Origin of the sequence: Halobacillus sp. B23F22_1, assembly GCF_043497005.1 — a bacterium.
GTDB lineage: Bacteria > Bacillota > Bacilli > Bacillales > Halobacillaceae > Halobacillus_A.
Genome location: NZ_JBIEKE010000001.1, coordinates 562,481 through 581,389, shown reverse-complemented (window position 1 = coordinate 581,389; position 18,909 = coordinate 562,481). Strand labels below are relative to the sequence as shown.

Annotated in this window: 16 protein-coding genes and 1 riboswitch; of the genes, 5 read left to right on the top strand and 11 right to left on the bottom strand. The window is 42.9% G+C overall.

Annotated elements, in window-relative coordinates; translation table 11 throughout:
• Window positions 1-14: 14 nt before the first annotated feature.
• Window positions 15-1,364, top strand: coding sequence for a YjiH family protein (locus ACGTNH_RS02850; RefSeq protein ID WP_394584872.1), 1,350 nt, complete (start codon window positions 15-17; stop codon window positions 1,362-1,364).
• A 628-nt stretch (window positions 1,365-1,992) separates the two neighbouring features.
• On the opposite strand, the gene ACGTNH_RS02845 is transcribed toward ACGTNH_RS02850, so the two are convergent.
• The 9 genes from ACGTNH_RS02845 to ACGTNH_RS02805 all read right to left on the bottom strand — a co-directional run bounded on the left by ACGTNH_RS02845 (window position 1,993) and on the right by ACGTNH_RS02805 (window position 11,656).
• Window positions 1,993-2,646 carry a type 1 glutamine amidotransferase domain-containing protein gene (locus tag ACGTNH_RS02845; protein ID WP_394584870.1) on the bottom strand — a complete coding sequence of 218 codons (654 nt, stop codon included), beginning with the start codon at window positions 2,644-2,646 and terminating at the stop codon, window positions 1,993-1,995.
• 76 nt (window positions 2,647-2,722) lie between these two features.
• The gene (locus ACGTNH_RS02840) at window positions 2,723-3,739 is read right to left on the bottom strand and encodes an acyltransferase family protein (RefSeq protein ID WP_394584868.1); all 1,017 of its coding nucleotides are present in this window, start codon (window positions 3,737-3,739) and stop codon (window positions 2,723-2,725) included.
• Between the two features lie 885 nt (window positions 3,740-4,624).
• On the bottom strand, window positions 4,625-5,866 hold the full coding sequence (locus tag ACGTNH_RS02835) for an aminopeptidase (RefSeq protein WP_394584867.1): 1,242 nt from the start codon (window positions 5,864-5,866) through the stop codon (window positions 4,625-4,627).
• 15 nt (window positions 5,867-5,881) lie between these two features.
• Window positions 5,882-7,312 carry a cryptochrome/photolyase family protein gene (locus tag ACGTNH_RS02830; protein ID WP_394584865.1) on the bottom strand — a complete coding sequence of 477 codons (1,431 nt, stop codon included), beginning with the start codon at window positions 7,310-7,312 and terminating at the stop codon, window positions 5,882-5,884.
• Window positions 7,313-7,440: 128 nt separating this feature from the next.
• A complete protein-coding gene (gene ribH / locus ACGTNH_RS02825) occupies window positions 7,441-7,911 on the bottom strand; it encodes a 6,7-dimethyl-8-ribityllumazine synthase (protein ID WP_394584864.1) in 471 nt (156 codons plus the stop codon).
• Window positions 7,912-7,986: 75 nt separating this feature from the next.
• Window positions 7,987-9,180, bottom strand: coding sequence for a bifunctional 3,4-dihydroxy-2-butanone-4-phosphate synthase/GTP cyclohydrolase II (locus ACGTNH_RS02820; RefSeq protein WP_394584862.1), 1,194 nt, complete (start codon window positions 9,178-9,180; stop codon window positions 7,987-7,989).
• A gap of 16 nt (window positions 9,181-9,196) precedes the next feature.
• Window positions 9,197-9,844 (bottom strand): riboflavin synthase, encoded by a 648-nt coding sequence (gene ribE, locus ACGTNH_RS02815; RefSeq protein ID WP_394584860.1) that lies wholly within the window; start codon window positions 9,842-9,844, stop codon window positions 9,197-9,199.
• A gap of 3 nt (window positions 9,845-9,847) precedes the next feature.
• Window positions 9,848-10,942 (bottom strand): bifunctional diaminohydroxyphosphoribosylaminopyrimidine deaminase/5-amino-6-(5-phosphoribosylamino)uracil reductase RibD, encoded by a 1,095-nt coding sequence (gene ribD / locus ACGTNH_RS02810; RefSeq protein WP_394586117.1) that lies wholly within the window; start codon window positions 10,940-10,942, stop codon window positions 9,848-9,850.
• A gap of 139 nt (window positions 10,943-11,081) precedes the next feature.
• Window positions 11,082-11,241, bottom strand: a riboswitch (FMN riboswitch).
• A gap of 133 nt (window positions 11,242-11,374) precedes the next feature.
• Window positions 11,375-11,656 carry a helix-turn-helix domain-containing protein gene (locus tag ACGTNH_RS02805; RefSeq protein WP_394584858.1) on the bottom strand — a complete coding sequence of 94 codons (282 nt, stop codon included), beginning with the start codon at window positions 11,654-11,656 and terminating at the stop codon, window positions 11,375-11,377.
• Between the two features lie 71 nt (window positions 11,657-11,727).
• On the opposite strand from ACGTNH_RS02805, the gene ACGTNH_RS02800 reads away from it, so the two are divergent.
• On the top strand, window positions 11,728-12,708 hold the full coding sequence (locus ACGTNH_RS02800) for a DMT family transporter (RefSeq protein ID WP_394584856.1): 981 nt from the start codon (window positions 11,728-11,730) through the stop codon (window positions 12,706-12,708).
• 31 nt (window positions 12,709-12,739) lie between these two features.
• Here the strand turns inward: ACGTNH_RS02800 and ACGTNH_RS02795 are convergent, their stop codons facing one another.
• Window positions 12,740-13,996: a DNA polymerase IV gene (locus tag ACGTNH_RS02795; protein WP_394584854.1), complete on the bottom strand. Its 1,257-nt coding sequence runs from the start codon at window positions 13,994-13,996 to the stop codon at window positions 12,740-12,742.
• 295 nt (window positions 13,997-14,291) lie between these two features.
• Here ACGTNH_RS02795 and ACGTNH_RS02790 point away from each other — a divergent pair, with 295 nt between their 5' ends.
• The 3 genes from ACGTNH_RS02790 to ACGTNH_RS02780 are packed head-to-tail and all read left to right on the top strand — an operon-like array spanning window position 14,292 to window position 18,427.
• Window positions 14,292-15,959 carry a PTS transporter subunit IIBC gene (locus tag ACGTNH_RS02790; RefSeq protein ID WP_394584853.1) on the top strand — a complete coding sequence of 556 codons (1,668 nt, stop codon included), beginning with the start codon at window positions 14,292-14,294 and terminating at the stop codon, window positions 15,957-15,959.
• Between the two features lie 3 nt (window positions 15,960-15,962).
• Window positions 15,963-16,751, top strand: coding sequence for an endonuclease/exonuclease/phosphatase family protein (locus ACGTNH_RS02785; protein ID WP_394584852.1), 789 nt, complete (start codon window positions 15,963-15,965; stop codon window positions 16,749-16,751).
• Between the two features lie 23 nt (window positions 16,752-16,774).
• Window positions 16,775-18,427, top strand: coding sequence for a glycoside hydrolase family 13 protein (locus ACGTNH_RS02780; RefSeq protein ID WP_394584851.1), 1,653 nt, complete (start codon window positions 16,775-16,777; stop codon window positions 18,425-18,427).
• A 32-nt stretch (window positions 18,428-18,459) separates the two neighbouring features.
• Here ACGTNH_RS02780 and ACGTNH_RS02775 read toward each other — a convergent pair whose 3' ends face one another.
• On the bottom strand, window positions 18,460-18,906 hold the full coding sequence (locus ACGTNH_RS02775; protein WP_394584849.1) for an OsmC family protein: 447 nt from the start codon (window positions 18,904-18,906) through the stop codon (window positions 18,460-18,462).
• Window positions 18,907-18,909 lie beyond the last annotated feature (3 nt).

The window sequence follows — 18,909 nt, the reverse complement described above, 5'->3', positions numbered from 1 at the left end:
CAGGAGAGCTCTTTATGAAAGCAAGAGATTTTAGTGCTTTTTCTCACTTGAAGTTTATTATTCCATCTATATTAGGCATCATTTTATTCATGATTCCTTTTTACGATGATGGCAGTGTTACAATATTAATCGCTATTCTTGCGGGATGGCTTCAAGAGGAATTAGCTGGTGTATTATCTTTTATTATGATGTTTATTATTTCGATTACAGCCATCCTTACTGTATTCGTTAAATTGATAGGACCAGATAAGTTAAACGGCACCCCATTCTTTAAATCGTTATTTAATGTGCCAGCCGTCTGGGTCATTACACGTGTACTTGGTATGATCTTCGCCATTATGGTCTACTTTCAAGTCGGCCCTGAAGCCATTACTTCTGATGTAACAGGCGGCCTGCTGTTAGACGACTTACTCCACGTATTGTTTGCTGTTTTCCTTTTTGCTGGTTTATTTTTACCATTATTACTTAACTTTGGACTTTTAGAGTTATTTGGTGTTTTATTGACAAAAGTTATGCGTCCTTTATTTCGACTGCCAGGCCGTTCTTCTATTGACTCCTTAGCTTCGTGGTTAGGAGACGGAACGATTGGTGTCCTGCTTACGAGTAAACAGTATGAAGAGGGATATTATACAAAACGAGAAGCTGCCGTGATCGGGACAACTTTCTCAGTTGTTTCCATCACCTTCAGTATCGTTGTTATTGAAGAGGTTGACCTCGGCCATATGTTTATTCCGTTTTATTTAACTGTGGCTATAGCCGGTTTCATCGCTGCCCTGATCATGCCTAGAATTCCACCGCTGTCACGTAAAGCCGATACTTATGTTACGGACGAAGCAGACGATATAGATGAAAAAATACCTGAAGAACACAGCACCTTCTCTTATGCATACGCGCAGGCTGTTCAACGGGGAAGCAAAGCAAAAGGTCCTGGTAACTTCTTTAAAGAAGGCGGACAGAATATATTAGATATGTGGATGGGTGTCGCACCCATCGTTATGGCGTTAGGAACGATTGCGCTCGTTATCGCAGAATTTACGCCAGTATTTACTTGGCTCGGGTATCCATTTATTCCGTTACTTGAACTTCTGCAAGTTCCACAGGCGCAGGCGGCTTCTGAAACCATTCTCGTTGGTTTTGCGGATATGTTTTTACCAGCCATTATCGGCTCTGGTATAGAAAGTGAAATGACCCGCTTTATTATCGCCAGTCTCTCTGTCACTCAGCTTATTTACATGTCTGAAGTCGGTGGATTGCTGCTCGGTTCTAAAGTTCCGGTTAACTTGAAGGATTTATTCATTATCTTCCTTCTGCGTACGATTATCACGTTACCAGTAATCGCACTAATCGCTCATATCATCTTTTAAAAAACGACTAGGATAAAACTGAATAAAGCATAAAAAATCCGAACGATGCTGTAGACCTCCGTTCGGATTTTTTTATATTAGTCCTATCTAATCTTAATAAGCCTCACGAATCGCTTTTCGGTGGATGCTTGCCGCGGGAGCGTCCTCAGCTAACTTGTCAAGAAGTTCACTTGACTAAGTGGATCTTCGGCTCGCGCTGTTCCCGAAACGCACCGGACGTGCGGCCTCAGGACGTGGCCGGTTTTAATCGACCAGGCGTCACCACCGAACGATGCTCATGGCGTCAACAGAGATCAATTTAAAACCCATACGTCTGTTCAAATAGCTACTCCTAAAAACCATCTATACGTTGTCTGGCTAAAGAACGATATAAGTTTGAAACCAAAAATAGTGAACTGAAGCATAGACACGGATATGAGGTGCGATGGCTATTTTCACAGCTAATGTGAAACGAATCGTTAAACTTATGCAGGAATAGAAGGCGCAAATCTCTTAAAGTTAGAAGAAAAGCCGCGACTTCACTTGTACTTGTTCTTAGTAACCCTTTCCTCTTCGTAACGCAAGGAATTCACTTTCAAGATGTGTTTCTCTAAAAGCTAACAACTCTCTAAATAGAAACGGTTGTTTTTTAGGATAAATGCTCTTTAAAAACCTCTGCAATCCGACGGGTCGATTGAGGATTTTGTCCTGTGATGAAATTATGATCAACAACAACATGCTCTGCCTCAGGACCTCCTGATTCATAGCTTGCGCCTGCTTCATTTAATTCATCCTCCAGCAAAAAGGGAACAACGTCTGCCAATCCTGTGCCTTGCTCTTCTTCATTGGAATAACCGGTTATTTTTATGCCTTTTACAATAGAAGAGTCGTTTACATCTTTATTTCCAACAAAAGCGGCTGGCCCGTGGCAGATCGCACCAATAAGTTTTTCATTTTGTTTAAAATGATCAACCAGTGCGGAGATCTCGTTATTATTGGGAAAATCAAGCATCGCTCCGTGCCCTCCGCAAAAGAAAATGGCATCGAAATCATCTGGATTGATATCTGTTAATTTTGCCGTGTCATGAATTGGTTCCATAACGCCATCCCACACTCTTGGAAGTTCATTGCTGTAACTGTTTGGGTCAATTGGAATTTTCCCACCTTTTACACTTGCCCCTGTTACTTCAAATCCTGCATGCGTCCACTCCGTTGCCGGCTCCACAAACTCCGAGAGCCATAAACCCGTCTGCTGATCACCGATTTTATCTACATTCGTCGCTACCATTAGTATTTTTTTCATAAAAAAATACCTCCCTTCATTTCTGCTTATTCTCTCACAAGAATAGCTTTTTCAAACGCCGGGAGGTACTTCTTTATTAATTTGTTCGATATCGATCGTGATTATTGATTTCTGACAGCTGCTTTCTTAATAAAGCAGCGCGGCATTCAATAAGAGGCTGAGTGAGTGCTCGGATAGTACTTGTAGATAACAAGTAAACGATAAACCCTGACATTACAAAGTATAGGGTGAAATCGAGAACATTATTGATTTGTACCCAGCCTTGCTGTCTGAACAGCTGAACGATGAATCCATGCAGTAAATAAACATACAACGTTTGTCCTCCTAATGGAGTGAAGCTATAGTGTTTATTTGGGATCCAAGCCATCACGCTCGCTGTCATCAAAGCTCCAATGACATATACTCCGAGGCGAAGCAACCCGCCTAATTCAGGTTCTCCCATCGTGGCATACGATTTAGAACCTAGAAGCCAGTCCGAGTTAAATTCTGGAGCAAAAGCGATAATGACAGCAAGTGTCACCATAAATGCAAGACTCGCTGCTCTTGTACCAAATCCTCTCCATTTCTTCACGGTATCCTTCGTTAACCAATATCCCGCTAAGAAAAACGGAAAGAACACAAATGTTCTTGATAAACTAAATGTTTGATCAATACTATCTGCATATCCGACGAGCACTCCAATGGCAACAGCGGCAGTTATTCCAATCCACGGTGAAACCTTACTAAACCAGATCAGAAGGATGTGCCAGCAGAACAAACTAAACAAGAACCATAGAGACCAGTGCGGATAAAACGGAGCGTTTAACCACCCATCTTTACCGATAAAGAGAAAGTACGCTGTAAACACAAACTGAAAAATAAGGTACGGCAAAATCAGCTTTTTAGCTAAATTAACTATATAATCTTTATTTCCAGACCCCTTAGCAAAGAATCCGGCTAAAAATATAAACGCCGGCATGTGGAACGTGTAAATCCACGTATATATTGTATACATTTCGCGTGATCCATCTGTCGTTGGCTGAACTAAATGACCAAACACAACGAGAAAGATCAGTATCAATTTCGCATTATCAAAAATCGCATCCCGTTTCATGTCTTTTCACCCTCTAATTTTCTATACTTCATACTTACACTCTTTTTTAGTTTTTAAAACCTGTCCTATACGTTTTTAACATATTTGACGTCGGAATGACCAATTTATCACAATGGTTTAACGAAAATGTAATGAATATGTCACGGGGGTAACAATTTTGGTATTAAACCGTAACGCTGTCCCGCTACATACAAAAAAACGAGCCTGTTAGGGCTCGTTTAGCGGCTGAAAAAACTAGGTAAAGCCTATCCATATGTTCTTTTATTGAGAAGGGTTGGTGAAACGGCGAGCCTCCTGTGGGAGAGAGATGAATATGGTGGGTCCCCGGATGGCTAAAAACCCCAAGGAAGCACACCATTCGCCCACGGAAAGGGTGCTGTTGAGGCCACTGAAAAAGTCCTGTCTAATCTTAAAGAGCCTCACGAATCGCTTTTCGGTGGATGCTTGCCGCGGGCACGCCTTCAGCTAACTTGGTCAAGAAGATCACTTGACCAAGTGGATCTTCGGCTCGCGCTGTTCCCGCGACGCACCGGACGTGCTAGTGTCGATGTAGGCCACAGGACGTGGCCGGTTTTAATCGACCAGGCGAACACCCTAAAGCTCATCGTGACACCAACAATGATCCATCTAAAACCCATTCGTATGTTCAAATATCTACTTCTAAAACCCATCTATACGTTGTCTGTCTAAATCACAGCTAATGTGTAACGAATCGTTAAACTTATGAAAGAATAGAAGGCTCAAATCTCTTAATAGTTAGAAGAAAAGCGTCCTGTGTGGAAATTAAATTCCATACAGGACGCTTTTTTAATTCTATCTTTCATCAACCTTTAGTTTTTCAGTGTCCTCAGCTGTTTCCCTAATGCACGAGTATAGAAGTACTTCTTATTCAAACTCAATGGCCCAGCTTCCATTTCGGAAAATGGGTTCAAACGTGCCATCATGTGTTTCACCGTCAATGTCCAGCTCAGCAGACCCCATCATAAAGTCCTCATGAACTAAACTATCGTTCACTCCTTGCTGATCCATTTGCTGCTTCGTCATCGTAGATCCGCCTTTTACGTTGGTCGGATAAGCTTTTCCTAAAGCTAAATGACAAGAAGCATTTTCATCATACAGCGTGTTGAAGAAAATATGACCCGATTGAGAGATCGGTGACTCGTTTGGTACAATCGCTACTTCACCGAGACGTTTCGCTCCGTCATCTGACTCTAACAAGTGCTTCAACGTTTCTTTTCCTGATTCTGCCGTATATTCCACGACTTTTCCATTTTCAAAAGTTAATGTGAAGTTTTCAATTAGATTTCCGCCATAGCTGAGCGGCTTCGTGCTGCTCACTGTACCTTGCACGCCATATTTATGCGGCATCGTAAACACTTCTTCTGTAGGCATATTCGGATTGAACTCTACGCCCTGCTCGGATGTTGTAGAGCCGCCATGCCAGATATGATCTTTTACAAGATCAATGGATAAATCCGTTCCCGGTGCTTTATAATGCAGCTTCTTATACTGCTTGGCATTTAAGTATTCTCTAGCCTGACGCAGTTTTTCATTGTGCTCGTCCCATGCTTTAATCGGGTCACGTTGATCGATTCGGGTAATGTGGAAGATTTGTTCCCACAATTTCTTTTGGGCATTTGCAGTAGTATCCTCCGGGAAAACCTTCTCTGCCCATGAAGCTTGAGGATAAGCTACAATCGACCAGGTAACTTTATCATTCATAATATACTCGCGGTAATTCGTTAATGCTTCTCCGCTTGCTTTATTGGCTTTTGCAATACGGTCAGAATCGACGCCTTTCAGCAAGTCTGGATTAGGACCATATACAGTAAGAAGGGAGTATCCTTCCTTCACCATTCCTTCAAGGGCCTCAACTTTCCATTTCGGAAAATTCTCTAACACACTCAGCGGCGCATTTTTCATTTTCATATAGCTTAAAATCTCATCGCTCCACTCGACGTGGACGTTTTTAGCGCCTCTTCCATAAGCTTTCGCTGTAATAATCCGAACAAGATCAGCTGCTTCAATGGGGGCATTAATAAGCAGCCCCTGGTCTGCCTGAAGGTTTACACCTTTATTTAATGCGAGTTCTGCGTATTTTTCTAAACGATTTTGATGTGTTGTCATCTTAATCCCTCCATATCAGTCTTTTACATTTTTAAAACGGTCGATAGCTTGGTTACGCATGGTTTTATGATCAACGATGGGCTCCGGGTAGTCCTCACCGATGATGCAGTTTGACTGCTCCTGTTGATTTGCTGACATTTTACCTGGCTCATGGATGTATTTTTTCTCGACATTCTCAAGCTCTGGCAGCCACTGTTTAATAAAGCGGCCGTGAGGATCAAAGCGTTCGGACTGCCGTGTAGGATTGAATACTCGAAAATAAGGAACAGGATCTGTCCCTGTAGAAGCAGCCCATTGCCAGCCTCCAATATTTGAAGCTGGATCGTAGTCGATGAGTCTTTCTTTAAAATAACGTTCACCAAGCCGCCAATCAAGAAGCAGATCTTTTGTTAAAAAAGAGGCTACAGCCATCCGCAGACGGTTGTGCATCCACCCCGTTTCATTCAGCTGTCTCATGGCTGCGTCGATTAGTGGAAAACCTGTCTCCCCCTGCTTCCAACGCTCCAGGGCTTCATCATCTTTATTCCAACCAATACCTCGGTATTTTTCTACCATTTCTTTATCGTGCGCATTCGGATAGAAATGATAGATCATGTTATAAAAATCTCGCCATGCGATTTCTTGAATGTAAGTATCAATGCCTTGCTGACCTTTTCGGCCATCCGTCTCATTCTCCACTTTATAATAAATGGTGCGCGGTGATACCGCCCCTGTTTTCAAGAAACGAGACATGAGGCTCGTTCCATCAACCGCGGGAAAATCCCGCTCTTTATGATAGTCGTAAATGGCTTCATCTAAAAACCAGTCTAATCGTTGAAGAGCAGCTTGTTCGCCTATGTCATTTCCGCCATATTCAAATTGTTCCTTAATTAATGACCATTTATTCTGACCTTTCTTAAATCGATCTCGAACGTCCACACCGTGATGCTTTATTTTCTTATAATCGACGGTTCTTACATCTGGCTTGTCCAGCTGCTGCCATTTTTTATAATAGGGAGAATACACTTTATAGTAACTGCCATCCGGTTTGTAGACATCTTTTGCTGAATGGATGTGATGATCAATGGCCGAGTACACCCTGGTATCTTGCTCTTTAAACCAATTGATCATATAATCGTCTCGTTCTTTACCAAATCCTGCCTCATCATAGTTGAAATAGATAGAATCGATATCGTCCATCTGGTTGAACAGCTGCTTAAAAGCTGTGTCCACTTCTCCATATAAAAAATGAAGCGGGGCACCTAATTGGCTGGAAGCTTCGTCTAAGGAATGTACCGTTTGGAAAAAGTAATCATGCCTAACGGTAAACTCTTCTATTAATTTTGGATGTATATGAAAAATGAATAATAATTGATCGTTTTCACCTGTATCCTGCACTGCCTGGGAGAGAGCCGTCTGATCATTCAGCCTTAAGTCTCTCCTAAACCATACAACTTTTGTTCCCATCCTGTATCCCTCGCTTCCACGATGACCCTGTTGTCCATAGTACCCGTATATGTAGAAGAATAATCGTAAAAGAGGATGATAAAAACATCGAGCTCTCTATATGAAGAGAACTCGATGCTCCTAATGAATTATACTTCGAACTGTCTGTTTAAGTTAGCCATTTCAATCGCAGCTGTTGCCGCTTCCCAGCCTTTGTTTCCAGCTTTTGTTCCTGCACGTTCAATAGCTTGTTCAATCGTATCAGTTGTGATGACACCGAAAATAACTGGTATCCCGCTTTGCATGGATGCTTGTGAAACGCCTTTCGCTGCTTCTCCACATACGTAATCAAAGTGGGGTGTTGAACCGCGGATTACCGCACCAAGCGTAATCACAGCATCATATTTTCCAGAACCGGCCATTTTGTTCGCAACCATTGGAATCTCGTAAGCACCCGGGACGTAAGCTGCTTCTACGTCATCTAAATCTACACCATGACGTTTTAACGCATCTACGGCACCTTCGTAAAGTCTTCCTGTAATAAAATCATTAAAGCGTCCCACAACGATTCCTACTTTTAATCCGCTTCCTACTAAATTGCCTTCTAATACGTTAACCAATCTAATCGCTCCCTTTTATTGAACTAATCTTCTGCTCGACAGTCGGACATCTTCCAAACCCGCCGAAGTTTCCTGCTAATAGTGAAATAAATGCCCCATCTTGGATTGTTTTGTTTTCAGGTAAAGTTCGTTTTCTTTTCTGGATGGCATTTGAATCGCTACCCGTTCGACGACTTCGAGTCCATAGCCGCTCAACCCTGAGATTTTCTTCGGATTGTTTGTAAGCAGTTTAATCTCTGAAATACCTAATTCTCTTAGAATTTGAGCGCCTACCCCGTAATCACGCAAATCCGGACCAAACCCTAATTTTTCGTTTGCCTCTACAGTATCTAATCCTTCCTCTTGAAGCTTGTAAGCAAACATTTTATTAAGCAGGCCGATGCCTCGCCCTTCCTGACGCATGTATAACAGCACGCCGCTTCCGTTTTCTGCGATCTGTCGCAGCGCATTATGCAATTGGGGGCCGCAGTCACATCGGTAAGACCCAAATACGTCGCCTGTTAAACATTCCGAATGCACCCTTACAAGCGTAGGCTCACCCGGTTTGATATCGCCCTTTATTAAAGCAATATGATCCTTATGATCAATATCGTTCGTATAAGCAACTGCCCGGAAATCACCGTACTCTGTAGGAAGTTGAATTTCAACTTCTCTCTTTACATGGTCTTCATGGCGGTGACGATATTGAATTAAATCCGCGATTGTAATCATAGGGATATCAAATTCATCCGCCATTTCCCGTAAATCAGGCACACGTGCCATTGTGCCGTCATCTTTAATAATTTCACAAATAACACCTGCTGGTTTAGCTCCTGCCAGGACAGCTAAATCAACTGCAGCCTCAGTATGACCTGCACGACGCAGCACGCCTCCCTCTTTCGCAATTAATGGGAAAATGTGACCTGGCTTTTGAAAATCTCCTGCCGCCACATCCGGGTTTAACAGTTCACGAATTGTTAACGCACGTTCATCTGCTGAAATGCCCGTCGTTGTTTGTTTATGATCGATGCTTACCGTAAAAGCCGTTTGATTCGGATCCGTATTCGTTCCTACCATTGGGAGCAGTTCAAGATGTTCCGCTAATTCCCCTGTAATAGGTGTGCAGACGAGACCACGCGCGCGGGTAATCATAAAGTTTATCATTTCAGGGGTCGCGTACTCAGCAAGTCCTATTAAGTCGCCTTCATTTTCACGATCTTCATCATCACAAACAATTACCATTTTACCTTGTTTCAAATGCTCTATCGCTTTTTCAATTGAATCAAACATGCTTTTGCCCCTTCCATTAAGCAAATCCATTCTCATTTAAAAATTCTTTTGTCATCTGCGACTTTTCACTCGGTTCATCTTTTCCTAAGAAGTGAGCGACATATTTCCCAATCATATCGCACTCGATATTGACGCGGTCTCCCGGCCCTTTATTTCCCAGCACCGTATGCTCCATCGTGTGAGGGATGAGCGAAATGGTGACTCGGTTTTCCTTCACACCAAACACGGTCAAGCTCGTACCGTCCACGGCAATCGATCCTTTATATACGAAATATTTAACAAGTTCTTCTGGTAATTCAATTTCATAATAGACGGCATTTGACTCCGGTGATTTGCTGACAATTTGCCCTGTCCCATCAATATGACCTGAGACGAGGTGCCCGCCAAATCGTCCGCCTGCAGCCATTGCACGCTCCAAATTTACTGGACTCCCTTGCTGCAGTTCATGCAGGTTCGTTGCACGGAATGTTTCAGGCATGACATCAAATTCAACGCTTTGCTCAGTGTAGCTTGTAACCGTTAAGCACACACCATTAATTGAAATGCTGTCACCTAAATTGACATCATTTAATATATCTTTCGCTTTAATACTTATTTCCATAGCTTCCGTTTTTGTTTTAATTCCTTTAATGGAACCAATCTCTTCTACAATACCTGTAAACATGGTTTACCCCTCCTTCTTCACAGAGATGATTTTCAAGTCTTCACCGACTCGTTCACTTGAAACAAACTCAAACTGATCCACATTTTTCAACTGGCTGATGCCTTTTCCAGCAACCGAAGTCAGCGCTTCTTTACCACCTATCAGTTTCGGGGCCATATAGGTAATGACTTCATTTACGTGTCCCGCACGTACGAATGCGTCGGCCACGGTTGCTCCGCCTTCTATAAGTAACGAAGTTATTTTTTTCTCGCCGAGATATTGTAAAACAGCTTCTACCTCTACTTCTCGTGTATCTAATGGAATAACTTGCACGTGAGCGTAACTTTCTAACGCTGTTCTCTGAGCTGTGTCTGCCTTAATACCTGTAAAAATCCACGTTGGTGCTGTCGGGTCTTGAACAAGCTGAGCAGATTGCGGCATGCGAAGATGAGTATCGAGCACAATTCGCACCGGGTGTCTGCCTCCACCTTCAATGCGAGTGGTCAGCTTCGGATTATCCATCATCACTGTGTTGATCCCAACTAAAATCGCTGCTGACTGATGCCGGTAACGATGTCCATCGGCCCTCGCTTCTTTTCCAGTGATCCACTGACTCTCTCCTGTAGAAGTAGCAATTTTGCCATCCATACTAATAGCTGATTTCAAGCGTACGTAAGGGAGCTTCGTTTGAATAAAATGAAAGAAAGCCCGGTTAAGCTGATCAGCTTCCTCTCGTAAAACCGCCGTTTTCACTTCTATACCTGCAGCTTCCATCATTTGGATGCCTCTTCCGCTTACCTTAGGATTCGGATCATGAGAAGCAATGATCGCTCGTTTAATCCCTGCCTCTATAACGGCTTGAGCACATGGAGGTGTCTGTCCAAAGTGGCTGCACGGCTCAAGCGTTACATAAATATCAGCTCCATGCGCCTTTTCTCCAGCCATTTTAAGAGCATGAACTTCCGCATGAGGTTCTCCTGCTTTCACATGCACGCCGAGACCTGCCACCTGGTTATCCTTGACGACAATGGCGGCAACGGAGGGATTGGGAGTGGTCTGACCCACGGTCCCTTTCGCCATTTCAACGGCCATTTTCATATAGTGTTGATCACGATCCATCTGCTCACCCCAGTTCATACAAAAAACCCTGAAGAAGACATACTTCCCCAGGGTTTAGTTTCTACATTTTTTAAAATGCACAAAGCTGCGCCTAATAAAGGATACAATTGCAGAATTTCAACTGTACCTATGGCGTTCTTCATTCCTTCTCCCATCCAGACTCTCACTGTCGGCTTTGGATTATGCACCAAATCAGGGGGAAACGCATAGCTGCTGCTTCCCCGTCGCGGGCTCGGAACGTATGATTCATTACGTTCATTACCGCCGGCTGGGATTTTCACCCGACCCCGAAGGACTTATTATTTTGTTGTATTACTATTAATATAATGGAAATTCGATAATATCGCAATCCATTTGTTTTCCATCAGTCACGACAGCTCAGTTTAGCTCATTGAAGGATAAGATTTATTTATCCTCGCTTAATCCTCACTACTACATTCCCTCATAAAGTTCCATCAAATGGACGTTCAGTCCTATCGAGAGATCAATGAGATCATCAAAGGATAACTCTGGTTCTAGATCGCCTTTCTCTATCTTCTCTAATGTTTCTTGACCAAGCCCAGTTTTTTCCCCTAATTGCTCAAGGCTGAGGTTCTTCTTATTACGTATAATTTGCACATTTCTCCCGAATTGAACACGTGCCACTTTAATATGTTCACTCATCTCTTTAGACGTGTAGCTCTCTTCGCGGGAGTCTATCCGCTCTTCTTTCACAGTAAACATTCTCCTTATCTTTTCATTTTTAAATATACTATACTATACAATAAAATGGGGAGGTCATAGATATGAGGGAAATTATTTTAGGAATTACGGCTTCCATGTTTTTTGCCGTTACGTTTATTCTAAACCGTTCAATGGAGCTGGACGGCGGCAGCTGGCTGTGGAGCTCATCGCTGCGCTTCTTTTTCATGCTCCCTTTTCTCATCCTCATTGTGTATATAAGAGGAAGCGGAAAACAAGTTATTCATGAAATGCTCAGCCGTCCTATGCCGTGGTTGATTTGGAGCACCATTGGCTTCGGTCTGTTTTACGCTCCACTTACATATGCTGCTTCCTACGGCCCGGGATGGCTGGTAGCGGGAACATGGCAAATGACGATTGTGGCAGGTACTTTGCTCGCTCCTTTGTTTTTTGTAACGAAGCCGACGAATCATGGTCCAATCCATGTAAGAAATAAAATTGAGATCAGGGCTCTATCCATCTCCATGTTTATTCTTCTCGGTGTGATGCTCATTCAACTGCCACAGGCTGGTCAATTGAATGCAGCTCAGATTGCAGCAGGCGTGCTCCCGGTGGTCATTGCCGCCTTCGCCTATCCGTTAGGAAACCGCAAAATGATGGAGCTTTGCGGAGGCCGTTTGGATACTTTCCAGCGGGTGCTTGGGATGACGGTCGCAAGTCTGCCCTTATGGATCTTGCTCAGTGTTTATGGATTGGTTACTGTAGGGCCTCCTTCTTCTGAACAGCTCCTGCAGACATTTATCGTCGGCGTCTGTTCCGGGGTTATAGCTACCACATTATTTTTTATCGCAACCGACCGCGTGCGAACACATCAAGGAAGATTGGCTGCTGTTGAAGCCACCCAGTCTACTCAGGTTCTTTTTGTTATGCTTGGAGAAGTTCTTCTGCTTTCTTCTCCGCTTCCAAGCGGGATAGCTGCTCTCGGCCTGTTGATTATTATTGTAGGCATGCTGCTGCACAGCTATTTCACGAAAAAAGCAAACTCCCAAAAGCAGCCTTCCTTATTAAGAGAGAAAGGATTATGATTGGAGAATCATAATCCTTTCTAAACCACGGTTAAGCAAAATGGCCGCCGATTTTTTTGCTGCGCTCCGGCGTAATCCCGGCTTTCGTAAAGCTGCTTGCTCGTAATATTGCCGTGGACCCATATTTATCTCTAATTTCATCCATAACAATGCCGACATCTTTTTTCTTCGGTCGGTCGTCAAATAGTGTAAGCTGCGTAGCTATGTCATCATCGAGATTCGTCAACGTCACGCTCGTTCGGCGAATCTTACTTTCTCCATCGTAAAATGTACGGAACAGACGCATACATAAATGAAACATATCCATCGTAATGTTCGTCGGCAGATCCATTGACATGGACCGGCTGAAGCCGCCTCCTGTTTCACTCGAATATGAGACCGACAGATGAACCGTTCGTCCTGCCTGCTTATCTCTGCGCGCACGCCGGCACGCTTCCTCGCACAAATCGAGGATGACAGTCGGCAGCTCCTCCCCGCTATAATCACGCAATAATGTTACGCCGTGCCCGTAACCTTTTTGTGCCGTTTTTGTAAAATCACCGATCACCGGGCTTAAATCAACGCCCCAGGCGTGCCAATGCAGCTGTTCCCCCATAATGCCGTAATGTTTTTTCAAATATTTAACCGGGTGTTTTGCCAGCTGTCCAAGCGTTACAATCCCCATGCGGTTTAAATTGCGCATCATCCGCTTGCCGATTCCCCAAATATCTTCAATCGGCACAGGCCACAGCAACCGTTCGACATCTTCATACCTGCACTCTGCGACTCCGTCCTCTGCTTTTTTGGAATGAATATCCATAACGACTTTAGCTAAAAATTTATTATCCCCAATTCCGATTACACACTCGATGCCGAACTGATCGCGGATGTTGTCCTGAATCATACGGGCGATGTCATAAGGAGAACCGTAAAGCTTTTCTAACCCATCAATCGTCACCCATAACTCATCTACGGAATACACATGTACGGCTTCCGGAGGCACATAATTCATAATCATTTTTGTGATTTCCACCGATACTTCCAGGTAATCTCCCATATGAGCCTGTGCAATGACAAGATGAGGGTCATCAGGCAATTCAAAAAAACGACTGACATTGCTGATGCCATGCTTTTTCTTCAAAGCCGGCGATGCGGCTAATACGATGCTTCCGCTTCGACTCGGATCTCCCACGACAGCTAAAAGAGCTGTTCTCGGATCAAGGCCGCGCCTCGTGCATTCCACACTTGCATAAAAAGAACGCATATCAATACACAGGACGTCATGCCGAGGATAACTTGAATAATCCATTTCTACCACTCCAAATTACGAACGTTTGTTCTTATTATAACCAGTTGATTTCCTTTTGAACAGTGGCGATTTTATCCATTGCTCAAAAGGGGACTTATATCTTTACTGAATGAGAAGCGTACAATTCACCGCTGAACTCCCTTCTTCAAAAAATCTTCAGTAAATTTATTGCCAACCTTTATGAAATCGTTTAATATGTAAATCAGCGAAAACGTTTGCATAAATTAAAACGTATTTATTTATAACTTTTATGAGAACGATTCCAATCTATATACTAAAAAGGAGAGTAAATCACATGTCAAAGTTAAAGCAGTTACCGATTTTTTCGTTTGATTTCTGGCAAAAGTTCGGAAAAGCCTTAATGGTCGTTGTTGCTGTAATGCCTGCAGCAGGTATTATGATTTCATTAGGGAAGGCTTTGGATATGGTTGTTACAGATCTGTCATTTATGCAAGCGATTGCACGAATTATGGAGGGTATTGGCTGGGCGATTATAAATAATTTACATATCTTGTTCGCTGTTGCTATTGGCGGTTCATGGGCTAAAGAACGAGCAGGCGGAGCATTCGCTGCCCTTCTTGCTTTTATTTTCATTAACCGGATAACCGGGGCAATTTTTGGGGTCAGCTCAGATAAGTTAGCTGAAGAGAGTCCGACGGTCCAGTCTCTTGTTGGAAATGAAATGGTCGTTGGTGATTATTTCATTAACGTCCTTGGGGCCCCTGCTCTCAATATGGGGGTATTCGTCGGTATTATATCCGGTTTCCTCGGAGCCAGCTTATTTAATAAATATTATGCATTTAATAAGCTTCCAGAAGCTTTAGGTTTCTTTAATGGAAAACGCTTTGTACCATTTGCCGTGATGGCAGGGTCAGTAATTGTTTCTTTACTGCTCGCTTTCATTTGGCCGCCGATTCAAACTGGCCTTAACAACTTCGGAGAATGGATTGCTACTTCAAGAAACACCGCACCTGTTATTGCTCCCTTCATTTTCGGAGCTGTGGAACGATTAATGCTTCCGTTTGGCTTACACCATATGCTGACGGTACCTATTAATTATACAGAGCTTGGCGGAACATACATTATGCAAACCGGCCAGAATGCAGGAGAAGCGGTTGCTGGTCAGGATCCTCTTTGGCTTGCCTGGGCTACTGACCTTTATAACCTGATGGCTCAAGGCGATATGGGAGGTTATCAGGAACTTGAAGAAGACGTAACTCCTGCTCGTTTTAAAGCAGGACAGGTTATTATTTCTACTGCTTCTTTAATCGGAATTGCGCTTGCCATGTATTTAAATGTAGATAAAGATAAGAAACACAAATATAAGTCTATTTTCCTTTCAGCTGGTTTAGCAGTATTTTTAACAGGAGTTACGGAGCCGATAGAATTCATGTTCATGTTCGCTGCTCCCCTGCTTTACGTAGCTTATGCCATTACGACCGGATTAGCTTTTGCAATGGTTGATTTAATTGACCTCCGTGTTCACGCTTTTGGCATTATTGAACTTCTTACGAGGACGCCTTTAATGATCAATGCCGGTATTGGCCGCGACTTAATAAACTTTGTGATCACATGTCTTGTCTTCTTTGGTTTAAACTTCGGAATGGCTCATTTAATGATTCGAAAGTTGAAACTGCCTACACCAGGTCGAAAAGGCAACTATATCGAAGATGCTGTCCCTCCAGAAGGCAATACAGCTGCCGGGAATGAAAATGAAGATGAGAACTCTCAAGCGAATAAAGTCATTGCTATGCTTGGCGGAAGTGATAATATTGAAGAAGTAGATGCATGCATGACGCGGCTGCGTGTTACGGTTAACAATTTGGAGCTTGTAGCTGATGAAGCGGAATGGAAACGTGACGGAGCCATGGGACTTGTCGTGAAAGACCGCGGTGTTCAAGCGATCTACGGTCCAAAAGCCGACGTGTTAAAATCTGATATACAAACGAAGTTAGGAGCGTAAGTTATGAAGCTGTTAACGCTTAACGTTCACGCCTGGCAGGAAGAGAATCAACTAAAAAAAATCAGCCAGCTCGCCGAAGCCATCCATAAAAAACGTTACGATGCCGTTGCTCTTCAAGAGGTGAGTCAGCATATGGACTCTCCTCTTGCTTACGGTACGATTCGAGAAGATAATTATGGGTTACTTCTGCTTCAACACTTAGAAAACCTCGGTAGTACAGATTACGAGCTTCATTGGGACGTATCTCATTTTGGTTATGATGTGTATGAAGAGGGTATTGCATTATTAACACGTCATCCCGTTAAAGAAACAGAACAGTTTTACATTACTTCATCGGAATCGATCGCTTTTTGGAAATCGAGAAAAATTGTCGGTGCAACACTTCTTATAACCGGGACTCCTCACACTCTCTACTCCTGCCATTTAGGCTGGTGGGGAGATGCGGACGAACCTTACGGCAACCAAGTCGATCGCTTAACCAAACAAATCGCCCATCCCTGCTTTCTATTAGGAGATTTTAATGCAGCTGACAATGTAGAAGGTGAAGGTTATGATTATATCCTTCAAAAAGGATTTATCGATACGCATCAAGAAGCTGGCAGACAAAATGGGAAGAGTACAATTAAAGGTAAAATTGCTGGATGGGATGACAATCTAGCAGATTTAAAAATCGATCATATTTTTACAAATGAAAAGGTAAACGTTTATCAATCATCTGTAGTATTCGATGGAAAGAATGGGCCTGTCATTTCTGACCATTATGGATTAGAGATCGAATATGATCGAAATTAAAGGATAAAAGTGAGGTTTTACTTGTGGAAAAAGTTTGGTGGAAAGAAGCCGTTGGCTATCAAGTGTACCCGCAAAGTTTCCAGGATTCAAACGGAGATGGAATTGGGGATATTCAAGGAATGATTGAACGTCTGGACTACTTAAAAGATCTCGGCATTGATTTTATATGGATCTGTCCCATGTATAAATCTCCAAAAGATGATAATGGCTACGATATTTCAGATTACCAGGATATTTTAGAAGAATTCGGTACGATCGAGGATTTTGACCAGCTTCTTAAAGAAGTGCATAAACGCGGCATGAAGCTGATCATTGACCTGGTGCTTAATCATACGAGTGATGAACACCCGTGGTTTATTGAATCACGCTCCTCTAAGAACAATCCAAAACGGGATTGGTACATTTGGCGTGATGGCAAAAATGGTCGGGAACCAAATAACTGGGAAAGTATTTTTGAAGGCTCAGCCTGGGAGTACGATGAGAAAACTGAACAGTATTACCTTCACATTTTCTCTAAGAAACAGCCTGACTTAAACTGGGAAAACAAAGAGGTTCGAGATGCTTTATACGATACAGTGAAATGGTGGCTTAATAAAGGTATTGACGGCTTTCGTATCGATGCTATCAGCCACATTAAAAAACGAGAAAATCTTCCCGATCTGCCTAACCCTGAAGGAAAAGCTTATGTTTCTTCATTTGAAATGCATATGAACCAGGAAGGCATTCATGATTTTTTGCAGGAATTTAAAGATGAAACGTACGGTAAATATGATGCCCTGTCAGTTGGTGAAGCGAATGGAGTCAGTGCAGAAGAAGCTGACCGGTGGGTTGGTAAAAACGGAAAAATGGATATGATTTTCCAATTTGAACATTTAGATTTATGGGATCAAGATGCAGACCAGCCGTTAGACGTCCCCGCTTTAAAGTATACGTTGACGCGTTGGCAAAAGGCCCTTGAAGGAGACGGTTGGAACGCTCTGTTTCTTGAAAACCATGATAAAGCACGTATCGTTTCTACTTGGGGAAATGACACGAAATATTGGTATGAAAGTGCAACAGCTATGGCTGCCATGTACTTTTTAATGCAAGGAACCCCCTTTATTTATCAAGGGCAGGAAATCGGCATGACGAATATCGGTTTTTCTTCCATAGAAGATTACGATGACGTTCAAGCTAAAAACTTTTATAAGGTCAAAAAAGCGGACGGCTGGTCACATAACGAGATTATGAACGTGCTGGGGAGCACTTCTCGAGACAACAGCCGGACCCCTATGCAGTGGAGCGATCAACCTCAAGCAGGATTTACAACAGGGCAACCGTGGCTGAAAGTAAATTCGAATTATAAAGAAATTAACGTCGCTCGTCAGCTTAAAGAAGACGACTCCATCCTGTCCTTCTATAAGCAGTTAATCAGATTGAAAAAGAACTATGAGATTTTCACATATGGACCATACGAATTGCTTATGCCTGAGGATACGCAAGTCTATGCCTATACACGCTCGTATGAAGGGCAAACCGCACTCATTATTACGAACCTTACCGCAGAGGATGCAACGTTTGAAAGTGAACACATTTTACACAAAAACGACCTCATTCTAGCCAACAGCAGCGCACCTGAAGATAACACACAGAAACTCGACCTTGCCCCATTTGAGGCTCGTGTTTACCTATTTTAAATGAACGAACCCACGCCCAGGCGTGGGTTTTCTTATTGTATCCTTGTCTCCGCTTGAAGCTCAAGCTCTACATTTCCCGCAATGGCTTTAGAGATCATACAGCTGCTTTCCGCTTGTTTTACTAACTGATCAAGCCGCTTAAGCTGCTTCTCTCCTGCTTCCTTTGTCAGGAACACCTTTGGCTTATGAATAATCTTCTGATACGTAAAGATACCGTTCGTTACGTCAACAATTCCTTCAGAGTCCATCTCCATATGGGCTAATGGTAAACGGGCGCGCTCAATCATAGCAGCTAAACTAATAATATAACAAGTCGCTGCAGCGCCTAACAGCATTTCGTCAGGATTGGTTCCTATATTTGGTCCATCCATTTCTTTTGGAATCGATATTTTCGTTTTTAATTGATCTGATTCAATATAACCAACTTCATTCCGGCCGCCTGGCCAGTCTGCTTTTAAATGAAAATGATGTAAAGCCATGTT